21 protein-coding genes are annotated in these 17,925 nt (G+C 63.6%); 9 read left to right on the forward strand and 12 right to left on the reverse strand.

Annotation, left to right across the window (positions count from 1 at the left end):
* Positions 1–293 precede the first annotated feature (293 nt).
* Positions 294–743, forward strand: a complete 450-nt coding sequence (locus IPM60_13945) for a MucR family transcriptional regulator (GenBank protein ID MBK8908958.1) — start codon at positions 294–296, stop codon at positions 741–743.
* A 77-nt stretch (positions 744–820) separates the two neighbouring features.
* A complete protein-coding gene (locus IPM60_13950; GenBank protein ID MBK8908959.1) occupies positions 821–1,927 on the forward strand; it encodes a low specificity L-threonine aldolase in 1,107 nt (368 codons plus the stop codon).
* 65 nt (positions 1,928–1,992) lie between these two features.
* On the opposite strand, the gene IPM60_13955 is transcribed toward IPM60_13950, so the two are convergent.
* From IPM60_13955 to IPM60_13995, 9 genes are all read right to left on the reverse strand, one after another.
* Positions 1,993–3,093 (reverse strand): branched-chain amino acid ABC transporter substrate-binding protein, encoded by a 1,101-nt coding sequence (locus tag IPM60_13955; GenBank protein MBK8908960.1) that lies wholly within the window; start codon positions 3,091–3,093, stop codon positions 1,993–1,995.
* A 154-nt stretch (positions 3,094–3,247) separates the two neighbouring features.
* On the reverse strand, positions 3,248–3,595 hold the full coding sequence (locus tag IPM60_13960) for a hypothetical protein (protein ID MBK8908961.1): 348 nt from the start codon (positions 3,593–3,595) through the stop codon (positions 3,248–3,250).
* Between the two features lie 15 nt (positions 3,596–3,610).
* Positions 3,611–4,321, reverse strand: coding sequence for an ABC transporter ATP-binding protein (locus tag IPM60_13965; GenBank protein MBK8908962.1), 711 nt, complete (start codon positions 4,319–4,321; stop codon positions 3,611–3,613).
* On the reverse strand, positions 4,321–5,220 hold the full coding sequence (locus IPM60_13970; protein MBK8908963.1) for an ATP-binding cassette domain-containing protein: 900 nt from the start codon (positions 5,218–5,220) through the stop codon (positions 4,321–4,323). Before IPM60_13970 ends, IPM60_13965 begins: the two co-directional genes overlap by 1 nt.
* Entirely contained in the window at positions 5,220–6,533 is a 1,314-nt protein-coding gene (gene livM / locus IPM60_13975) for a high-affinity branched-chain amino acid ABC transporter permease LivM (GenBank protein MBK8908964.1), read from the reverse strand. Before livM ends, IPM60_13970 begins: the two co-directional genes overlap by 1 nt.
* Before the next feature lie 54 nt (positions 6,534–6,587).
* A complete protein-coding gene (locus IPM60_13980; GenBank protein ID MBK8908965.1) occupies positions 6,588–7,499 on the reverse strand; it encodes a branched-chain amino acid ABC transporter permease LivH in 912 nt (303 codons plus the stop codon).
* A gap of 728 nt (positions 7,500–8,227) precedes the next feature.
* Positions 8,228–8,377, reverse strand: coding sequence for a hypothetical protein (locus IPM60_13985; GenBank protein MBK8908966.1), 150 nt, complete (start codon positions 8,375–8,377; stop codon positions 8,228–8,230).
* A 169-nt stretch (positions 8,378–8,546) separates the two neighbouring features.
* Positions 8,547–8,870, reverse strand: a complete 324-nt coding sequence (locus IPM60_13990) for a hypothetical protein (protein MBK8908967.1) — start codon at positions 8,868–8,870, stop codon at positions 8,547–8,549.
* A gap of 79 nt (positions 8,871–8,949) precedes the next feature.
* Positions 8,950–9,408 (reverse strand): CBS domain-containing protein, encoded by a 459-nt coding sequence (locus IPM60_13995; protein ID MBK8908968.1) that lies wholly within the window; start codon positions 9,406–9,408, stop codon positions 8,950–8,952.
* Between the two features lie 138 nt (positions 9,409–9,546).
* Here IPM60_13995 and IPM60_14000 point away from each other — a divergent pair, with 138 nt between their 5' ends.
* The 4 genes from IPM60_14000 to IPM60_14015 all read left to right on the forward strand — a co-directional run bounded on the left by IPM60_14000 (position 9,547) and on the right by IPM60_14015 (position 11,624).
* Positions 9,547–9,714 (forward strand): hypothetical protein, encoded by a 168-nt coding sequence (locus IPM60_14000; GenBank protein ID MBK8908969.1) that lies wholly within the window; start codon positions 9,547–9,549, stop codon positions 9,712–9,714.
* A 63-nt stretch (positions 9,715–9,777) separates the two neighbouring features.
* A complete protein-coding gene (locus IPM60_14005) occupies positions 9,778–10,866 on the forward strand; it encodes a cobalamin-dependent protein (GenBank protein MBK8908970.1) in 1,089 nt (362 codons plus the stop codon).
* Positions 10,863–11,462 carry a histidine phosphatase family protein gene (locus IPM60_14010; protein MBK8908971.1) on the forward strand — a complete coding sequence of 200 codons (600 nt, stop codon included), beginning with the start codon at positions 10,863–10,865 and terminating at the stop codon, positions 11,460–11,462. Before IPM60_14005 ends, IPM60_14010 begins: the two co-directional genes overlap by 4 nt.
* A gap of 51 nt (positions 11,463–11,513) precedes the next feature.
* Positions 11,514–11,624, forward strand: a complete 111-nt coding sequence (locus IPM60_14015; protein ID MBK8908972.1) for a hypothetical protein — start codon at positions 11,514–11,516, stop codon at positions 11,622–11,624.
* Positions 11,625–11,661: 37 nt separating this feature from the next.
* Here IPM60_14015 and IPM60_14020 read toward each other — a convergent pair whose 3' ends face one another.
* Positions 11,662–12,093 carry a hemerythrin family protein gene (locus IPM60_14020; protein MBK8908973.1) on the reverse strand — a complete coding sequence of 144 codons (432 nt, stop codon included), beginning with the start codon at positions 12,091–12,093 and terminating at the stop codon, positions 11,662–11,664.
* Positions 12,094–12,354: 261 nt separating this feature from the next.
* Between IPM60_14020 and rplM the strand changes: the two genes are divergently transcribed.
* The 3 genes from rplM to IPM60_14035 all read left to right on the forward strand — a co-directional run bounded on the left by rplM (position 12,355) and on the right by IPM60_14035 (position 14,453).
* Positions 12,355–12,816, forward strand: a complete 462-nt coding sequence (rplM, locus tag IPM60_14025) for a 50S ribosomal protein L13 (protein MBK8908974.1) — start codon at positions 12,355–12,357, stop codon at positions 12,814–12,816.
* A gap of 8 nt (positions 12,817–12,824) precedes the next feature.
* Positions 12,825–13,316, forward strand: a complete 492-nt coding sequence (gene rpsI, locus IPM60_14030) for a 30S ribosomal protein S9 (GenBank protein MBK8908975.1) — start codon at positions 12,825–12,827, stop codon at positions 13,314–13,316.
* A gap of 72 nt (positions 13,317–13,388) precedes the next feature.
* Positions 13,389–14,453 (forward strand): N-acetyl-gamma-glutamyl-phosphate reductase, encoded by a 1,065-nt coding sequence (locus tag IPM60_14035; protein ID MBK8908976.1) that lies wholly within the window; start codon positions 13,389–13,391, stop codon positions 14,451–14,453.
* Between the two features lie 50 nt (positions 14,454–14,503).
* On the opposite strand, the gene parE is transcribed toward IPM60_14035, so the two are convergent.
* On the reverse strand, positions 14,504–16,519 hold the full coding sequence (parE, locus tag IPM60_14040) for a DNA topoisomerase IV subunit B (protein MBK8908977.1): 2,016 nt from the start codon (positions 16,517–16,519) through the stop codon (positions 14,504–14,506).
* Positions 16,520–16,732: 213 nt separating this feature from the next.
* The coding region (locus IPM60_14045) for a glycosyltransferase (protein ID MBK8908978.1) at positions 16,733–17,925 on the reverse strand (1,193 nt) is incomplete at its 5' end.

Consider the following 17,925-nt stretch of genomic DNA (forward strand, 5'->3'; position numbering starts at 1 on the left):
CAAATGATGCCGGCAGGTGCACGCGTGGACTCGGTGCAAAGCACCGGTTACGGGACGGTGAAGTTCCCAAGTGAATCGCGCCGCGGGACAGCGCACGCTTCTCCGCAATCTTGCGAAGGTACCAGCGTGCGAGGATAGAGACGCCCCCTTCGAACAACGAAGAGCCGGTTATTCAAGGCCGATCAGGTTAAACTGAACGTTATTCTGCGACTCCTGTTTTGTAGTTGACAGACATTGATCGATGTGTCGTATTGCGGCAGCACCATTAAAAATCGAAAGCAGGCTGAATAGCGATGAACGAAGAATTGGCCGACAAAATCGCAAGGGAAGATATGCTTCGGATGGCGGTCGATATCGTTGCCGCATATCTCAGTAACAACCAAGTCGCGACCTCGCAAATTCCGGACGTTATCCACAGCGTGTTTGGTACGTTGATGGATCTCGATGAGATGCCGGCTGAAGTCAAGGCGGAGGTGCAAAGGCCGGCAGTCCCGATTCGCAAGTCGGTGATGCCGGACTATATCGTTTGCTTGGAAGATGGCAAGAAACTGAAAATGCTGAAGCGGCATCTGCAAACGACGTACAGCATGAGCCCCGAAGAGTATCGGGCGAAGTGGGGCCTGCCGTCGGAGTACCCGATGGTTGCGCCGAACTACGCGAAACAGCGATCCGAATTTGCCAAGCGCATCGGCCTCGGCCGCAAACCGGGTGAAGCAACCACAGGCCGCCGCGCCAGAGGCTGAGCACGACGAGGCTTGACCATCCCGTGGTGTCCAAGGGCGAACTCATCGATGACCGCCCAGTGGGCGGAGGCGAAGCTTTGCCGTGCGCCCCTGCGACCGACGTACGACTCGGCGGGCGCGCCGACGCCGCGGAGTCGACTCGGCAGCAACTCGCCTCCGACAACTGGGCCGGCATCTGCCCGGAAGCGCTGGACGCGTTCCTCCTCGCCAACGGGGCCGGCCATCAGACGGCCTACGGCGACGACGTGTGGACTCAGCGCGTCTGCGACCGGATTCGCGAGATGTTCAACACCGACTGCCAGGTGTTCTTCGTGTTCAACGGCACCGCCGCCAACTCATTGGCGCTGGCGAGCCTGTGCCGGTCGTACCACTCGGTCATCTGCCACCCGGTGGCTCATATCGAGACCGATGAATGCGGCGGGCCCGAGTTCTTCTCCAACGGCTCCAAGATTCTTCTGGCCGAAGGCGCGAACGGCAAGCTGACGCCCGACGGCATCACGGCGCTGGTCACCAAGCGCTCCGATATCCACTTCCCCAAGCCCAAGGTCGTTTCCCTGACCCAGTCGACCGAAGTAGGCACCGTCTATTCCGTCGCCGAGTTGAAGGCCATCCAGGCAACCGCGGCGACCCACAATCTGAAAATCCACATGGACGGCGCTCGTTTCGCCAACGCGGTAGCGACCCTCGGGGTTCACCCGGCGGAGATTACCTGGCGCGCCGGCGTCGACGTGCTGTGCTTCGGCGGCACCAAGAATGGTCTACCGGTCGGCGACGCAGTGGTGTTCTTCGACCATCACCTCGCCGAGGATTTCGCCTACCGGGTCAAGCAGGCCGGGCAACTGGCGTCCAAGATGCGGTTCATCTCCGCGCCGTGGCTCGGCCTGCTCGACAACGACGTGTGGGTCCGCAACGCCGCTCACGCCAACGCCATGGCGCTTCGCCTTCACAACGCCATCGCCCACCTGCCCCATGTCCGGGTGCTGTTCACGCCCGAGGCCAATGCCGTGTTCGTCGCGCTGCCGGATCCGGTGCGGGCGGATCTGGCGGCCAAAGGGTGGCGCTTCTATACGTTCATTGGCGCCGGCGGCTGCCGCCTGATGTGCTCGTGGGACACTACGCCGAAGACAGTGGACCGCTTTGCGGCCGATTTGACGGCGAGCGTAGCGCGCGTCGCAGCACCCTAAGGTTGACGCAGTACGGCCCGGAAACCTGCTCCGGGCCGTACACGATTGTCCAACCTTCGGGAACGCTACTCGACGTAATCGTAGGTGCCGTCTTTCCAGACGTAGAAGACGTATCCGGGCGCGGTCACATCGCCCTTTTCATCGAAGCCGATCGTCCCGAGGACGGTATCGAATTCACCGGACTTGAGCTCCTTGGCGACGTCCTGCGTATCGGTGTCGCCCGCAGCTTCCACCGCCTGTTTCCATGCCTGGATGGCGCCGTAGGTGTAGAGGGTGTAGCCCTCCGGCTCGATGCCCTTGTCGCGGAACTTCTTGACGATCGGCTGCGCGTTCGGATTCTTGCGCGGATCCGGGCTGAAGGTCATCAACGTGCCTTCGCCGAGATCCCCCGTGATGCTCCAGTATTCATCGGTCACGAGCGCGTCGCCCGAAATGAGGGTCGTATCCATGCCCTGCTCGTGCATCTGCCGCACGATGAGGCCGGCCTCGGTGTGGTAGCCGCCATAGTACAGGATCTCGACCCCGGCCGACTTGAGCTTGCTGACCAGCGCCGAATAATCCTTTTCACCCGGTGTGATGGTTTCGTACATCACTTCCTCGATGCCGCGGGCGTTGAGCTGCTTCTTGGTCTCGTCGGCGAGGCCCTTGGAGTACGCTTGCTTGTCGTGAACGATAGCGATCTGCTTACCCGAAAAATTGTCCGCCATGTAGTTGCCGGCAACGATGCCCTGCTGATCGTCACGGCCGCAGGTCCGGAAAACGTTGTCCTTGCCGGCTTCCGTCAGCTGCGGATTGGTCGACGCCGGTGAGATCTGCAGGATATCCTCTTCTTCATAGACGTCGGAGGCCGGTATGGACGAGCCGGAGCAGAAATGCCCGGCGACGAACACAACGCCCTTGCCGGCGAACTGGTTGGCAACCGCCACCGCCTGCTTCGGATCGCAGGCGTCGTCGCCGATCTCCAGCCGCAGCTTTTCACCGTTGACGCCGCCCTCCTCGTTGATGTCCTCTACCGCCTGCTCGGCGCCCGCCTTCATCTGTTCGCCAAACACCGCGTACGGCCCGGTCATCGGACCGGCGACGGCAATCGTAATATCGGCCTTGGCCATACCGGTGCCCGCAATGGCGAGAGCCGCCGCCGCGACAACCGATGTCAGCATTCTCATTCCATTCTCCCACTTCAGTCTGTACGAGGGCACGATGCTCCGCCACGGGCGGGATGCCCGGTTTTTTTCGGCTCAAGCCCCATTACAGCCGATCGTGAACACGGGCAAACCGAGTTCGAGCCGAAGATGCGAGTATTTAGCCTTGGTTTCGCGACTATGTCGAGCCCCGCTCGCGCCAACCGAATAAGCCGGTCCGCTCATATAGCCACGGGTATTGCGAGACCATGCGCCGCGCCCGCGTGTAGAAATAGGCGAACCCCGAGATCGCCAGCAACACGATGACGTCAATGACATAGCCGCTGACGGAAAACAGGTCTCCGTCATAGAGCGCGAACACCAGAAACCGCGACGCGAAGCCCAACAGCAACGTAGAAATGATGAGCCGGCGCGTCGGTCGCCAGCCGCCGGCCAGCGCCTGCCCTGACATGAACGCGACGAAGCCCATGATGATGATGACGACGCCGATGTAGACGCCGATCGAAGTGCCAAGCAGATCCTGCATGTGCCGGACTTCCTCTCAGTGTCCGCCTTCGAGGTAGGCGGCGCGCACCTCGGGATTGGCGAGCAGCTCGGCGCCGCTGCCGCTCATGCTCACCCGGCCGTTGACCATGACGTAGGCGTGATGGGCGAGGCGAAGCGCGTGGAAGGCGTTCTGTTCGACGAGGAACACCGTCATCTGCTTGCGCTCGTTGATCTCCTTGATGACGCGGAAGATCTGTTGAACTACCTTCGGCGCCAGCCCCAGCGACGGTTCGTCCAAGAGCAGGAGTCGCGGGCGGCCCATCAGGGCACGGGCGATCGCCAGCATCTGCTGCTCGCCGCCCGACAGCGTCCCGCCCCGCTGCTCCTGCCGCTCTTTGAGGATCGGGAACAGCTCGAAGGCGACCCCCAGATCTTCCTCCAGGTGTTCCGCCGCCGAGGTAGTGGCTCCCATCTGCAGGTTTTCGAGAACCGACATGCGCGGGAAGATCCGCCGCCCTTCGGGCGATTGGCCGATGCCGGACGCGATGATCTCGTGGGTCGGCTTGGTGGTGATGTCCTCTCCGTCGAAGACGATACGGCCTGCCGACGCCCGCGGGTTGCCGCAGATGGTCATCAACAAGGTCGACTTACCGGCGCCGTTGGCGCCGATCAGGGTGACGATCTGCCCGAGCCCGACCTCGACGTCGACGCCGCGCAGCGCTTCGATATTGCCGTAGAACGTGTGGACGCCCGAGATCGAAAGCATCAGTCGGCCCTCGTGCCGGTATCGCTGGCGGCGTCCAGCCTCAGGTCCTGGGCCACCTCAGGCGGTAGTTCGTCGTCCTCCGCCTCGCCCAGATAGGCCCGTATGACGGTCTCGTCGTTGCGAATCTCCTCCGGCGTTCCGTCCGCGATCAGGCGCCCGTAATCGAGGACGACTATGTGGTCGGAGATGCCCATGACCACGCTCATGTCGTGCTCGATCAGCAGGATACCGATTTTGTGCTCGTCGCGGATGTAAAGAAGGATGCGGTTGAGTTCCGCCGATTCGCGCGGATTGAGCCCCGCCGCCGGCTCGTCGAGGCACAACAGCACCGGCTTCATGCACATGGAGCGCGCGATCTCCAGCTTGCGCTGGTCCCCGTATGGCAGGCTGCCGGCTTCGGTGTCGGCACGCTCAACCAGACCCATGCGGTCGAGCCAATAGCGGGCAAGGTCGACAGCCTCGTTCTCCGCCCGCCGGTACGACTTGAAGCCGAGGAGCCCCTTCACCGTGAACCCGGACGCTCGCATCAGTCGGTTGTGCTGGGCGATGACCAGGTTTTCGAGCACCGACATCGCCGAGAACAGGCGGACGTTCTGGAAGGTGCGGGCGACGTCGGCCTTTTGCGGGATGGTGAAGCCTTCCATCCGTTCGAGCAGAAACGGACCCTTGACCGGGTGATTCAGTGTAAGCCGCCCGACCGATGGCTTGTAGAACCCGGTCAGGCAGTTGAACACGGTGGTCTTGCCGGCGCCGTTGGGGCCGATGATGGCGGTTATCTGCCGGTCGGCGGCCCTGAACGAAACGTCATCAATGGCGACGAGGCCACCGAAACGCATGGTCAGGTGCTCGACATCCAGAAGCGGCGGCGCCGGGTCGGAGGAGGATGCGGCCGTCGCCATCAGTCCGCGGCCCCCGGGAGCTTGCGGTCGGCCGAAACCGTGCGCTCGAACAGCTTTCGCTTGTCGCTCTCGAACAGGCGCAGGGTCGGCTCACGGAAGGCCAGCAGCCCCTTCGGTCGCCAGATCATGATCAACACCATGGCCGCACCGAACACCAGCATCCGGTACTCCTGCAATTCCCGGAACAGTTCCGGAACCCCAATGATTACCACCGCCGCCAGCACCACGCCGATCTGGCTGCCCTGCCCGCCAAGCACCACGACCATCAGGATGATGGCTGATTCGATGAAGGTGAAGCTTTCCGGACTGATGAACCCTTGCCGCGTCGCGAAGAACGAGCCGGCGAACCCACCGAACATGGCACCGAGGGAAAATGCCGTTAGCTTGGTATTGCGGGGATTGATGCCGAGCGACAGGCAGGCGGTCTCGTCCTCCCTGAGCGCCTCCCAGGCGCGGCCGACCGGCAGCTTGCGGATGCGCATGGTGAATGCGTTGGTGATCAGTGCCAGGGTGAGGATGAGGTAATAGAGGAAAATAATGCGATGGAGCGACGAGTAGTCGAGCCCGAAAAACTGGCTGAAACTTTCAACACCTTCCTCCGGCGTCCGATCGAACGGCAGGCCGAAAAAACTGGGGCGCGGAATGCCCGAGATGCCGTCGGGACCGTTGGTCAGGCTGTACCAGTTGATCAGGATGATGCGGATCATCTCGCCGAAGCCGAGGGTGACGATGGCGAGATAGTCGCCCCTGAGGCGCAGCACCGGAAAGCCGAGGACGATCCCAAACGAGGCGGCGAACAGCCCGGCCAGCGGCAGGCACACCCAGAAGCTAAGGTCGAAGTTCGTTGCCAACAGAGCATAGCTGTAAGCGCCCACCGCATAGAACGCCACGTAGCCCAGGTCCAACAGTCCCGCCAGCCCGACAACGATGTTGAGGCCCCAGCCCAGCATCACATAGGTGAGCACCATGATCGACACGTCGAGGATGTAGCGGTCGGTGAACGGCAGGAACGGCAAGGCGACGGCGAAGGCGATCATCAGCGGCCCGGCGAAGTGGGAGCGCTGCTGCACCCAGCGGGCGATCGGCCGCTCCTTGGTCTTTTCTCCGCCCCTGCGCCGACGACGCGCCGCCTGCCACAGGCACCACAGGATGCGCCCGACGAAGGCCATCGCAACATAGACGGCCACTTTCTCCCATCGGAACTCGACGCCGAGCCCGCCGAAGTCGGCGGTGGTGCGCAAGCCGGAGATCGGCAGCGCCAGCATGAACACGATCGCGGCGGTGAGCGCCGCCTCCTTGAGGATCTCGACCATATCGAGTCCCCCGCCCTCCGGCGCTCTAGCGTCAGGCGCGGCGACGGGCATCCGTCAGACCTTTTCGATCTCGGGCTTGCCGAGAAGACCGGACGGTCGAAAGATCAGCACCATCACCAGGATCGAGAACGCTGCGACGTCCTTGTACTCGATCGAGAAATAAGCGGACCAGAACACCTCGATCAGGCCGATCAGCAAGCCACCCAGCACCGCGCCAGGCAGCGAGCCGATGCCGCCCAACACAGCGGCGGTGAACGCCTTGATGCCAGCCAGGAAGCCGATGAAAAAATCGATGACGCCATAGTACAGCATGAACATCATGCCCGCGACGGCGGCAAGAGACGCGCCCAAAACGAAGGTCATGGAGATGGTGCGATCAACATTGATGCCCACCAGCGCCGCCATCTTGCTGTCCTGCTGGCAGGCGCGCTGGGCGCGTCCCATCGTCGTGTGGTTGATGACAAACGAAAAAGCGATCAGCAGCACGGTCGTCAGCACAACGATGATAATCTGCATGAAGCTGAGCTTGACGACGAATCCGCCGCCGCCGAGCAGGTCGAAACCGCCGGTGATGACCGGCGGCAGGGGCTTGACCTTGGCGCCCTGCTCAAGCTGAACCAGATTCTGCAGGAAAATGGACATGCCGATCGCCGAGATCAGCGCGGCCAGGCGCGGTGAGCCGCGCAGCGGGCGATAGGCGATGCGTTCCAGCGACCAGCCGTAGACGGCGGTGAACATCATCGCCAGCACCAGGACGATCAGGAGCGCCAGAGGCAGCCATGTGCCGATGAAGCCCAGCAGCAAGAATGCGATCAAGGCAACGAAGGCGCCGATCATGAAAATCTCGCCGTGGGCGAAGTTGATCATGCCGATAATGCCGTATACCATCGTGTAGCCGATGGCTATCAGACCGTAGATGGCCCCGAGGGTCACCCCGTTGATCAGCTGCTGAACGAAATATTCCATGTAAAGCGGCCCCTGCCGACCGATAGATTTCGCGCGGCGGTGCCGTCACATTCGACGATCCGTTCACTCCGGCCCTTAATGGGGATCCTCATGCGAACGAACCGGTCCTGCTGCAGTCCGCCGTAGCGCCGTCGTCGAGAGCGCAGTTCCCCAGCGCATGGCACGGCAGCCGCTGCACGATGACCTCCACGCTTTTGTTTATTCCCGCAGCTCGTTTCATAGCAGCGAAGCAAGCTGTTGTTGCTGTTGTTTCGCCCCGTCATCGAACCGGCACAATCTGCGCCTACGTGTGTTCGCTCGTGCAGCGGTTGTCAAGGAAAAACAAGGAAGCGCAGGTGGCGCAAATCCCGGTGCCGCCGCCGCCGAAACGGTGGGAGCGTGTGTCAGTTGGCCACGTTACTGCACCTGTTTTCAAGAACATACACCAATTTCCGCTCGGCGACGTGCTTGAGGCCGGCGTCTCCAGCCCCGGCCGGACCCACCACGACGACCTCGGTGCCGGTTGCAGGATCGATGGCCGAAACCCTGATATGCGCCCGACCGCTCGGAACTCGAACAGGATTTCGTCGGGACGCATGTTGCCGCTCCGCACGGTGACCGTGGATGCCTGCTCATTAGCGCCACTTGCGTTGACATTCGGTGAACGCGCGATGAGGCAGCGGCCCGGCTTAACGCTGCCGGCCATCCGATGCTCTAGTGACCCGACTCTGAAATGGCGACCAATAATCCTACAGTGCAGGCTCGGCGCGGTTCAAGGCGGCGCGGGCGCGCTGGATCTTTTCGAGGATGGCGGCTCCCTCGGCTTTCCACGTGTAGGGGCGTGGATCGGCGTTGCGTTGGGCGAGATAGGCCTTGATGTCGGCGACCAACTCTTTCACCGAGGTGAAGCTCCCGGCACGGATGACGTCTCCGGTAAGGTCGGCGAAGAAGCGCTCGACCAGATTGAGCCACGACGAGGACGTGGGCGGAAGCGCACGTGAAAGCGCGGGTGCCTGGCCAGCCAGGCCTTCACCTTTGCGTGCTTGTGGGTGGCGTAGTTGTCGACGATCAGATGGAGATCGAGGCTGGGGCGGTCGATCTGCTTGAGGAACCTGGGAGGGGGACGCCGGGTGTCGCGCGTGGTGCGCGGTGAGCGTCGAGCGCGGCGAACAGCGTGATCACGCCATGGCGCCTGTAGTCGTGGGTCATGGTGGCCGGACGCTTGGGCGCGAGCGGCAGCCCGAGTTGCGTGCGCTCCAGGGCTTGGCACTGGCTCTTCTCGTCGCAGCACAGCACGAGCGCCTTCTCCGGCGGGTTGAGGTAGAGCCCGATCACGTCCCAGAACTTCTCCTCGAAGCTCGGGTCGTTGGAGAGCTTGAAGGTCCTGGTCACGTGAGGCTTCAAGGCGTTCTTCGACCAGACCCGCTGAACCGTGGAGGGCGAGACGCCCGCGTAGATATTAGTCGACACTTTAGAAACAGTACCAGCTTCGCCCGCCGGCCTTGAACACGTAGCCGCGAAGTTGCGCGAAATCGAGGGCGGCGTCCTCATACATGACTTCGAGCGCCTTCTTTTCCTCGAGCAGGCCCATAGGCCTGTCGTCGTCGTCGACGACCGGCAGATGGCGAACACCGAGCTCCCGCATCTTGTCGAGCGCCGATTCCGTACTGTCGCCGGTACGGCACACGGATGCGTTCGTCGTCATGATGGCGCGCACCGGCAGGTCCAACGCTTCAGCGCCGCGATGGCCGATTGCGTGGACGATGTCGCCGAGCGACACGACCCCGGCGACCCGACCCGCGTCGTCACACACGATGATCAGCCCCTTGCGCTTCTGCTCGAACAACCGCGCGACCACGAGCACCGCTTCCTCCGGCCCCACCGTCAAAACATCCGACGGCCGCGTCTTCAGCACCTCGTCCACCTTCATGGCTTGCCCCTTTGGTTATGGCGTCTGTTTGGTCTCTCACAGCGAGCGTTTGTCTAGGGTGTTTTCGCCTTGATCTCAATCGTCCTCTCGGGCGAAGGGAAGCTGGCGTTGCCCGGCTCGTCGGGCCTATGATGCGCGATGAGCCGCTCGGTGTTTATCTCCCTGCTGATGGCCGTCATGTCGTGCGCGGCGCTTCTGTCCTCTGGTGGCGCGCGCGCTGTCGCCAATGGATTGGCGGACCGCTTCCATACGGGTTATCTCGTCCTTTACGTCGACGCCGCCAGCGTCTTGTCCGGTTGCTTCTGACCAGAGACTTGCCTTGTACCTCGCGAGTGATCATGTCTGCTTGCTGGTGACTGATGCGATTTCATGGCCGCAGCCCTTGATCCAAACGACGACGGTCTGTCGCGAAAGACGGCCGAGGCGGTAGGCCTTCTCGCAGCCGATGCCGTGCATTGGGTCACCGCCGAGATCGCCAACCGTCAACCGGGGTCGTCCGGCACCCGCGACGCGGGCGGCGGTCCGATTGCGCGACTTCAAACTGAACAGTATCTTGACGACCATATCGAGGTTCTCTGCACCGCCCTCGCGACCGGGCGCTCGGAGTTTTTCACCGATCACGTGACGTGGCTCGCGTCGGTCCTGCGATGTCGTGGCGTGCCAGCGAAAACGCTGGGACTCGCGCTCGACCTCTTCGACCGGTTCCTGTCGCACTCCCTGAACCCGGCGCACGCGGTCATCGCCTCCGATGTGCTGATGCAGGGGCGGCGCGTTCTCGCCGAACCGCGGGACGAAGAACGCACCCGTTATGTCGCCCGTCGCCCGTCGGATCTTCCGCAGGTCGGCGCGCTGACGCGGATGCTGGCCAACGGCGACGTGGGGGATGCGCGAGAAGTGATGCAGAAGGCATGGGAGTCTTCGGGGAGTTATGCCGACGTCGCAACGCGCTTGGTCCAGCCGGCGCTCTACAATGTCGGCATGCTGTGGCAGCGCAACGAAATCACCGTTGCGCAGGAGCACTTGGCCACTGCCATTAGCGAAATACTTCTGAGCCGGCTGTTTCTGACCGCGACGCTCTTCGTGGAAACCTCGGACCACACCGCGCTGTTCGCGTGTGCCGCCGGCAATCACCACGCTCTCGGATTGCGAATCGTCTCCGACGCGTTCGAACTCGCCGGGTGGACGGTTCAATACCTTGGAGCGAACACGCCGACCGACGCGCTCGTAGCGCAGGTCGACGGTCTTCGACCGGACGTCGTCGGAATGTCCGCATCCATGGCTCAGCAACTTCCGACCCTGCGGCGCGCGGTGGAGGCCATCAAGGCGGAACTCGGTGCGCAATGCCCGACCATCCTGGTGGGCGGCCTGCCAACCAACCAGGTGGACGGCATCTGGCGATGGGTCGGCAGCGACGCCTGGAGCCCCGATGCCGCCACGGCGATCCGGGAACTGGGATGACGCGCCGCCCGGATCTCGGGCTCATTGGCGCCGCCGCTTGCCGCGCGCTCGTCGTCGTTGCTGTGGTGCTGTCGGCGGCAATTTCGAGCACCGAGGCCGAGGAACCGGACGCGCTGTGGGCGGCGCTCCGCGCCGGATCGGCGTTCGCCATGATGCGTCACGCCCTCGCACCCGGCATCGGTGACCCGGTCAACTTTGATGTGAACGACTGCGCCACCCAGCGCAATCTTTCGGAGGATGGACGTCGACAAGCGGCTGCGGTGGGTGACCGCTTTCGTGACCACGGAATCGGCGGCGCCACGGTCATGTCGAGCGCCTGGTGCCGATGCCTGGAGACCGCGGAAGAATTGGCCCTGGGACCGGTCGCGGTTCTGCCCGCCCTCAACTCCTTCTTTCGCGACCCCCAGCGCCGGGAGGCGCAAACGGCGGCGCTGCAGGCGTGGCTTTCCCGCGAACACGGCGGGAAACCGCTGATTCTTGTCACCCACCAGGTCAACATCAGCGCGCTGACCGGCGCCTACACCCGCTCCGGCGAGATCGTCGTCGCAAAGCTTGCGACGGATGGCGCAATCACCGTTTTGGGAATTCTGCAATGAGTTGTTGGGCGTTCTGCATGTGAGCAGGCCGAAACGGTCCGGATGGCAAAGATGGCGGAGATCAACGCCGAGAAGAATCTGTTCCGCCGGCTGGTAAGCGCCAAACAGGTCGCCAAATGGGTGGAGCAGGCCAAATCGCTGACGCCGGTCATTACCCACTGATCCGGGACGAGCGTAACGGACACGGTCAAGGACGTGATCAGTTCGCCTGGGGCTGATCCGCCGTAAAGGCGGTCTCGGCGGCTTCGACCGCCTGGCGCCGGCTCACCATGAAAGGCGCGTAGAGCTGGTCGCGGCCGAGAATGTGAGCCGTAAGCCAGTTGCGAAGAAATGCCAGCACTTCGCGGTCGTGGATGCTGTCCGGATTGTGGATGTGGCGGTCACGGATGTTGGCAACCTGCGTCTTCAGAACCCGGTGAGTATGACAGTGCGCGTCGACGTCCGGATAACCGCACGCCGTCATGAGGGCCTCCTCCCGGTCGAAATGGTACGCGGTGTAGCTGAGCAGTTCGCCGAGAATGGCGTCCACGACGGTTTCGCCTTCGCCGGAGCGCACGGAGGCGTCCAGGCGATTGACCAGGCCGAGGAGGTGCTTGTGATCACAGTCGATGGACTCGACTCCGACACTCATGGTTTCGGTCCAGTGGATCACCGACATTGGATTCATTCCCAGGAGCGCGATTTCACCCTCGTCCGTAACAAATCATCAAAACAGGAGCAAATACAACGTCGGCTTTCCACAAATCCGAGACGCGCGTCACCAACGGCGCCTAAAGGCAGCACTACGACTGTTGACTTCCGGGTTCGGCGTGGCATACTCCGCCGCCTGCGCGCCGAGGCCACCGCGCCTTGGGTGTCGTTGTTCGTGTTTCTCCCGTAAAAGTGTAGATGTGTGATGGCAACATATTCGGCCAAAGCGTCTGAGATTGAACGCAAATGGTACATCGTCGATGCTGAGGATGTCGTCCTCGGGCGGCTCGCGGCGGTGGTGGCAACGCGACTGAGGGGCAAGCATAAGCCCATGTACACCCCGCACTTGGACTGCGGCGACCACATCGTGGTGGTGAACGCGGGCAGGGTGCGCGTGACCGGCAACAAACGCGAGCAGACTCGCTTTTATTGGCACACCGGCTACCCGGGCGGCATCAAGCATCGGACCTTGGGGTCGATTCTCGATGGGCGACATCCGGAACGCGCGGTGATCAAGGCCATCGAGCGGATGGTTCCGCGTTCACCGCTCGGCCGCGAGCAGATGCGCAAGCTCCGCGTCTATGCGGGCGCCGAGCATCCCCACGCGGCGCAGCAGCCGGAGCGTCTCGACGTGGCGGCGATGAACCAGAAGAACAAGAGATAGTGACGACCATGGCCGAAGAAACCAGAACCCTTGCGGACCTCAAGGACCTCACGGGGATTGCCCCTGTTCCCTCCGCCGTCGTGGAAGCGGAGGTGCAGCCCCGAATCGATGCGCAGGGGCGCTCCTACGCCACCGGCAAGCGTAAGGATGCGGTCGCTCGGGTGTGGATCAAGCGCGGGTCGGGCCGCATCACAGTCAATGGCCGCGCGCTGGAGGTCTATTTCGCGCGACCAACCCTGCGGATGATGATCAACCAGCCGTTCGCGGCCGCCAACCGAAGCGATCAATACGACGTGACCTGCACCGTCTCCGGCGGCGGATTGTCCGGACAGGCGGGCGCGGTCCGCCACGGTATCAGCCGGGCGTTGACGTTCTTCGAGCCTGGCGTCCGGACGCCGCTCAAGAAAGGCGGCTTTCTGACCCGCGACTCGCGCGTCGTCGAGCGTAAGAAGTACGGCAAGGCTAAGGCCCGACGCAGCTTCCAGTTCTCCAAGCGGTAGATCCGGAAACGGGCCGCCGGTGCATCCCGTCGCGCCGGCTTCCTGCATCCTCCTCGCTCCCTCCGGAATGCCATGAACGTCTCCAATTCCGCGGTTCGGGTCGCAATAGTCGGCGCCAGCGGCTACACTGGCGCGGAGTTGGTGCGCCTCCTGGTCCGCCACCCGTCGGTAGAGATTGCCGCGCTCACCGCCGACCGGAAGGCTGGGCAAGGCATCGGCGACGTATTCCCGCATCTTGCTGCCGCTGCGCACGACACGGCGCTGCCGGGGTTGGTATCTCTCGAAACGGTCCAATGGGACGACATCGACGTCGCGTTCTGCGCGCTGCCGCACGGCACCACCCAGGACGTGGTGGCGACGCTTCCGCACCGGGTCAAGGTCATCGACCTGTCCGCGGATTTTCGTCTCGCCGACGTGGAGCAGTACGAAACCTGGTACGGGCAGGCGCACCGCGCGCCGGACCTGCAGGGCGAGGCCGTCTATGGGCTGACGGAACTGGATCGGGAACGCATCGCATCGGCTAGGCTCATTGCCTGCCCCGGATGCTATCCGACCGCGGCGCTGCTGCCGCTGGTGCCGCTGGTCGAGGCCGGCCTGATCGACGCCGACGACATCATCATCGACGCTAAGTCCGGGATCACCGGCGCCGGCCGGGCGCCGAAGGAAACGTCGCTGTTCGCCGAAGTGGCGGAAGGCGTGCACGCGTATGGCGTTGCTTCCCATCGCCACGCCCCCGAGATCGAGCAGTCCCTGTCGCTGGCGGCAAGGCGGCCGCTTCACGTCAACTTCACGCCGCACCTGATGCCGATGAACCGCGGTATTCTCGTCAGCATCTATGTCCGGCTGGCGAACGACGCCGTGGCGGCGGACCTGCGCACCTGCCTGGCCGAGCGGTATGAGAACGAGCCGTTCGTGCGCGTGGCAGCGGAGGGCACGTCGCCCGCGACCCGCCACGTCCGCGGGTCAAACCACGCCTTGATCGGCGTGTTCGCGGACCGCCTGCCGGGCCGGGCGATCGTCCTCTCGGCCATCGACAACCTGGTCAAAGGTGCTTCCGGCCAGGCGGTGCAGAACATGAACCTGGTCTGCGGCCTCCCCGAAACGACCGGCCTGGACCAACAGCCATGTTTCCCGTGACCGACCGCAGACGCCAACAAAAGCGCGAAAGCCGGCTGCAGTGATGATCATTACACGTCCACGTCCGCTACAAACCTTGCGTGTTCCTGAATGTAGGCGAAGCGGAGCTCGGGGCGGCGGCCCATCAGGGTTTCCACGAGCTGCGTCGTCTCGCGGACGTAATCGGAGGCGGCAACCGAGCCGACATCAGTTCCCTCCCGCGCGCCATCCACGGTGACGCGAAGCAAGGTGCGGGTGGCGGGGTTCATGGTCGTTGACTTCAGTTGCGCCGGCGGCATCTCGCCCAGGCCCTTGAAGCGGCTGATCTCCACCTTGCCGCGGCCCTTGAATGCGGCGGTGAGGAGCGCCTCCTTGTGGGCGTCGTCGCGGGCGTATTCGGTGAAGCTGCCTTGGGTGAGGCGATAGAGCGGCGGCACTGCAAGATAGAGGTGGCCGCCCTCGATGAGCTTTGGGATCTCCCGGAAAAAAAACGTCATCAGAAGCGCGGCGATGTGGGCGCCGTCCACATCCGCGTCGGTCATGATGATGATCTTTTCGTAGCGGAGAGCCGCCCCATCGAACTGGCCGCGGGTGCCGCAGCCCATCGCCTCGGTGAGGTTGGTAAGCTCCTGGTTGGCCTTTAGCTTGTCGCCGGAGGCGCTGGCGACGTTGAGAATCTTGCCGCGCAACGGCAGCACCGCCTGGGTTTCCCGGTCGCGCGCCGTCTTGGCCGAGCCGCCGGCGGAGTCGCCCTCGACGATGAACAGCTCGGTGCCCTTGGCGGTGGTCCGGCTGCGGTCGGCGAGTTTGCCGGGTAGGCGCAACTTGCGGGCAGCCGACTGGCGTTTGGTTTTTTCCTGCTGCCGACGCATTCGCAACTCGGAGCGTTCAACGACGCTCTCCAGCAGCGTCCTGGCGACATCCGGCGCTGCCGACAGCCAGTGATCAAAGTGGTCGCGCACAACCGATTCGACCAGCCGCGTCGCCTCGACTGAGTTGAGCCGTTCCTTGGTCTGGCCCTGAAACTGCGGCTCCGGGATGAACACCGACAGCATGGCGCAGGCGCCGCCGACTACGTCCTCGGGTGTCAGCTTTGCGGCGGCGCGATTGCCGACCATCTCACCGTGTGCCTTGAGAGCGCGGGAGAGCGCCATACGGAAGCCGGCCTCATGGGTGCCGCCGTCGGGAGTCGGCACCGTATTGCAGTAGGAGCGCAGAAACGCCTCTTCATCCTCCGGCCAGGCGATTGCCCACTCGACCTTGCCGCCGCTGTCGGACGCGCCGCCGCCATTAAACCCGGCTTGGCCGGCGAACGGCTGCGGCGTCAAGGTTGGGCGGCCTTCCAGGGTCGACTGCAGGAAGTCCAGCACGCCGCCGGGAAAATGCATCACATCCGTGGCCGGCGTGGGGTCCGCCGCGCCGAGCAGAGAGGCATCGCACGACCAGCGAATCTCGACGCCGCGGAACAGGTACGCCTTGGAGCGCGCCATGCGATAGAGTTCGGCCGGCCTGAACCGCGCCTTGTCTCCAAAGATCTTGGGGTCGGGACTGAAGATGACGGTGGTGCCGCGGCGGTTGTGCACGGCGCCGCGGTTTTCCAGTGGGCCCCGCGGCTTGCCGCGAACGAAGCTCTGCGCCCACAAGGTGCGGTCGCGGGCGACCTCGACCTCAAGTCGCTCAGCAAGGGCGTTGACCACTGAAAGCCCGACACCGTGGAGTCCGCCCGATGTCTGGTACACCTTGTTGGAGAACTTGCCGCCCGAGTGCAAGGTGGTGAGGATCAGCTCCAGCGCCGGTTTCTTGTGCTTGGGATGGAGGTCGATGGGGATGCCGCGGCCGTTGTCCCGCACAGTGACGGCTCCGTCGGCGGCCAATTCCAGTTCGATGCGGTTGGCGTGCCCGGCGACCGCCTCATCCATGGCGTTGTCCAGCACCTCGGCGACGAGGTGGTGCATGGCGCGATCGTCGGTGCCGCCGATGTACATCGCCGGCCGGCGCCGCACCGGCTCCAACCCCTCCAGGACCTCGATGTCCTTGGCGGTGTAGTCCTGGCGGCCGTTGGGCCCCGATTGGAAGAGATCATCCACTGGCAACGCTGTCTCCTGGGGGTGGCTTTGTCAGGGGCCGGAAAACGCCGCCATTACGAAGAGGCGCAGCCGACGAAGCAATTCAGATCGCGCACCCTATCAGATTCCGGGTTGCCACGCCGCCTTCGGCCCCGCTCGCAAGGACAAAAGGGGAGCCGCCCATACATGACGAAGAATTGGCCCGGAGTCTGATGACGACGTCAAGATGTAGGGTCAGGCAGCCATGGTTTTGGGGGTGCGGCCGCTGGACAGGGTCTGCACCAGGTCCAGGTGCGCCGGCAGGCAGATCGACTTGAGATCATAGCGGTCGATGATCGTCTGGCGCGCCCGCTCGCGGATGCGATGAAGGCGCGTGGGATGGTCGAGGACCCGATCGACCGCCTCGACCAGCGCCCAAGGCTTGAAGAAATCGACGAGCAGGCCGTTGTCGTTGTGTGTTATCACCTCTTCGACTGGCGGCGTGCGCGAGCCCACCACCAGACAACCGGTGCTCATCGCTTCCAGCATCGACCACGACAGCACGAACGGTACGGTGAAGTAGATGTGCACCGCGGAAAGCTGCAGAATCTTGAGGTATACGTCATAGGGCAGGCGGCCGGTGAAGTGAACCCGGCTCATGTCGAGCTTGTCCTGCACCTCCTTCAGGTACTTCTCCCGGAAAGTGCCGCCGCCCTCCGGGTGCGGCCCGTAGCTGACGCCGTCGCCGCCGACGATCACCACATGGGCATTGGGGCGCTTGCTCATGATCTGCGGCAGGGCGCGCATGAACACATGGTAGCCGCGGTAGGGCTCCAGGTTGCGGTTGACAAAGGTGATGATCTCGTCCCCGGCCTTAAGCTCGGCGCCGCTCTGGAACCGGAGGCTCGCTTCAGGGTTGGGCGCGGCGATGTCGGTATCGATGCCGTCGAAGATGACGCTGAGTTTGGAGCGGAACTCCGGCGGCACGGTCGAGTGCTGCCAGCGCGTCGGCGTCACCAGCCAGTCGGCGGTGACGAAGCTCAGCACGTGCATCGCGTTCCGCGTCCGGACCAGGAACTGGTCGTCAAACTTCTTCGGGAACTCCGGATCAAAGCCGATGTTGTAGCCGCGCAGATGGTAATACCACTCCACGAAGTAGAGGAGCTTCGCGTCCGGCCAGATTTCGCGCAGGTACAGGCCTTCCCCCCAGCCCGGATGGCAGCAGATGACCCGGGGCGAGAATCCGCCGTCGCGAAGCTTGATGGCGAGGCGCACCACCTCCTGCCCGCGCCGCACACCGGCTTCGACGGTGCGGAGGTAGTGGTGTGTGCCGGGCGACGCGCCGCGCGGCTCGGGGTAGCCGATCTCCTTCACGTGCGGATGGCGAAGGCGGCCGAGGTTGCCCTGTTCGCCGATGGCGACCACCTCGTTGCGACGATCGTCCGCCA

This window comes from Rhodospirillales bacterium (genome assembly GCA_016710335.1).
In the GTDB taxonomy this organism is placed as follows: Bacteria; Pseudomonadota; Alphaproteobacteria; order Rhodospirillales; family Defluviicoccaceae; genus JADJXQ01.

Excerpts from the sequence above, each read along its gene's own strand:
- IPM60_14005 (MBK8908970.1), top strand. The coding sequence starts at position 9,778 with ATGGCCGCAGCCCTTGATCCAAACGACGACGGTCTGTCGCGAAAGACG.
- IPM60_14000 (MBK8908969.1), top strand. The coding sequence starts at position 9,547 with ATGAGCCGCTCGGTGTTTATCTCCCTGCTGATGGCCGTCATGTCGTGC.
- IPM60_13945 (MBK8908958.1), top strand. The coding sequence starts at position 294 with ATGAACGAAGAATTGGCCGACAAAATCGCAAGGGAAGATATGCTTCGG.
- IPM60_13955 (MBK8908960.1), bottom strand. The coding sequence starts at position 3,093 with ATGAGAATGCTGACATCGGTTGTCGCGGCGGCGGCTCTCGCCATTGCG.
- IPM60_14035 (MBK8908976.1), top strand. The coding sequence starts at position 13,389 with ATGAACGTCTCCAATTCCGCGGTTCGGGTCGCAATAGTCGGCGCCAGC.
- IPM60_13960 (MBK8908961.1), bottom strand. The coding sequence starts at position 3,595 with ATGCAGGATCTGCTTGGCACTTCGATCGGCGTCTACATCGGCGTCGTC.
- IPM60_13995 (MBK8908968.1), bottom strand. The coding sequence starts at position 9,408 with ATGAAGGTGGACGAGGTGCTGAAGACGCGGCCGTCGGATGTTTTGACG.
- IPM60_14020 (MBK8908973.1), bottom strand. The coding sequence starts at position 12,093 with ATGAGTGTCGGAGTCGAGTCCATCGACTGTGATCACAAGCACCTCCTC.
- IPM60_13970 (MBK8908963.1), bottom strand. The coding sequence starts at position 5,220 with ATGGCGACGGCCGCATCCTCCTCCGACCCGGCGCCGCCGCTTCTGGAT.
- rpsI (MBK8908975.1), top strand. The coding sequence starts at position 12,825 with ATGGCCGAAGAAACCAGAACCCTTGCGGACCTCAAGGACCTCACGGGG.
- IPM60_13980 (MBK8908965.1), bottom strand. The coding sequence starts at position 7,499 with ATGGAATATTTCGTTCAGCAGCTGATCAACGGGGTGACCCTCGGGGCC.
- livM (MBK8908964.1), bottom strand. The coding sequence starts at position 6,533 with ATGGTCGAGATCCTCAAGGAGGCGGCGCTCACCGCCGCGATCGTGTTC.
- IPM60_14010 (MBK8908971.1), top strand. The coding sequence starts at position 10,863 with ATGACGCGCCGCCCGGATCTCGGGCTCATTGGCGCCGCCGCTTGCCGC.
- IPM60_14015 (MBK8908972.1), top strand. The coding sequence starts at position 11,514 with ATGGCGGAGATCAACGCCGAGAAGAATCTGTTCCGCCGGCTGGTAAGC.
- IPM60_13965 (MBK8908962.1), bottom strand. The coding sequence starts at position 4,321 with ATGCTTTCGATCTCGGGCGTCCACACGTTCTACGGCAATATCGAAGCG.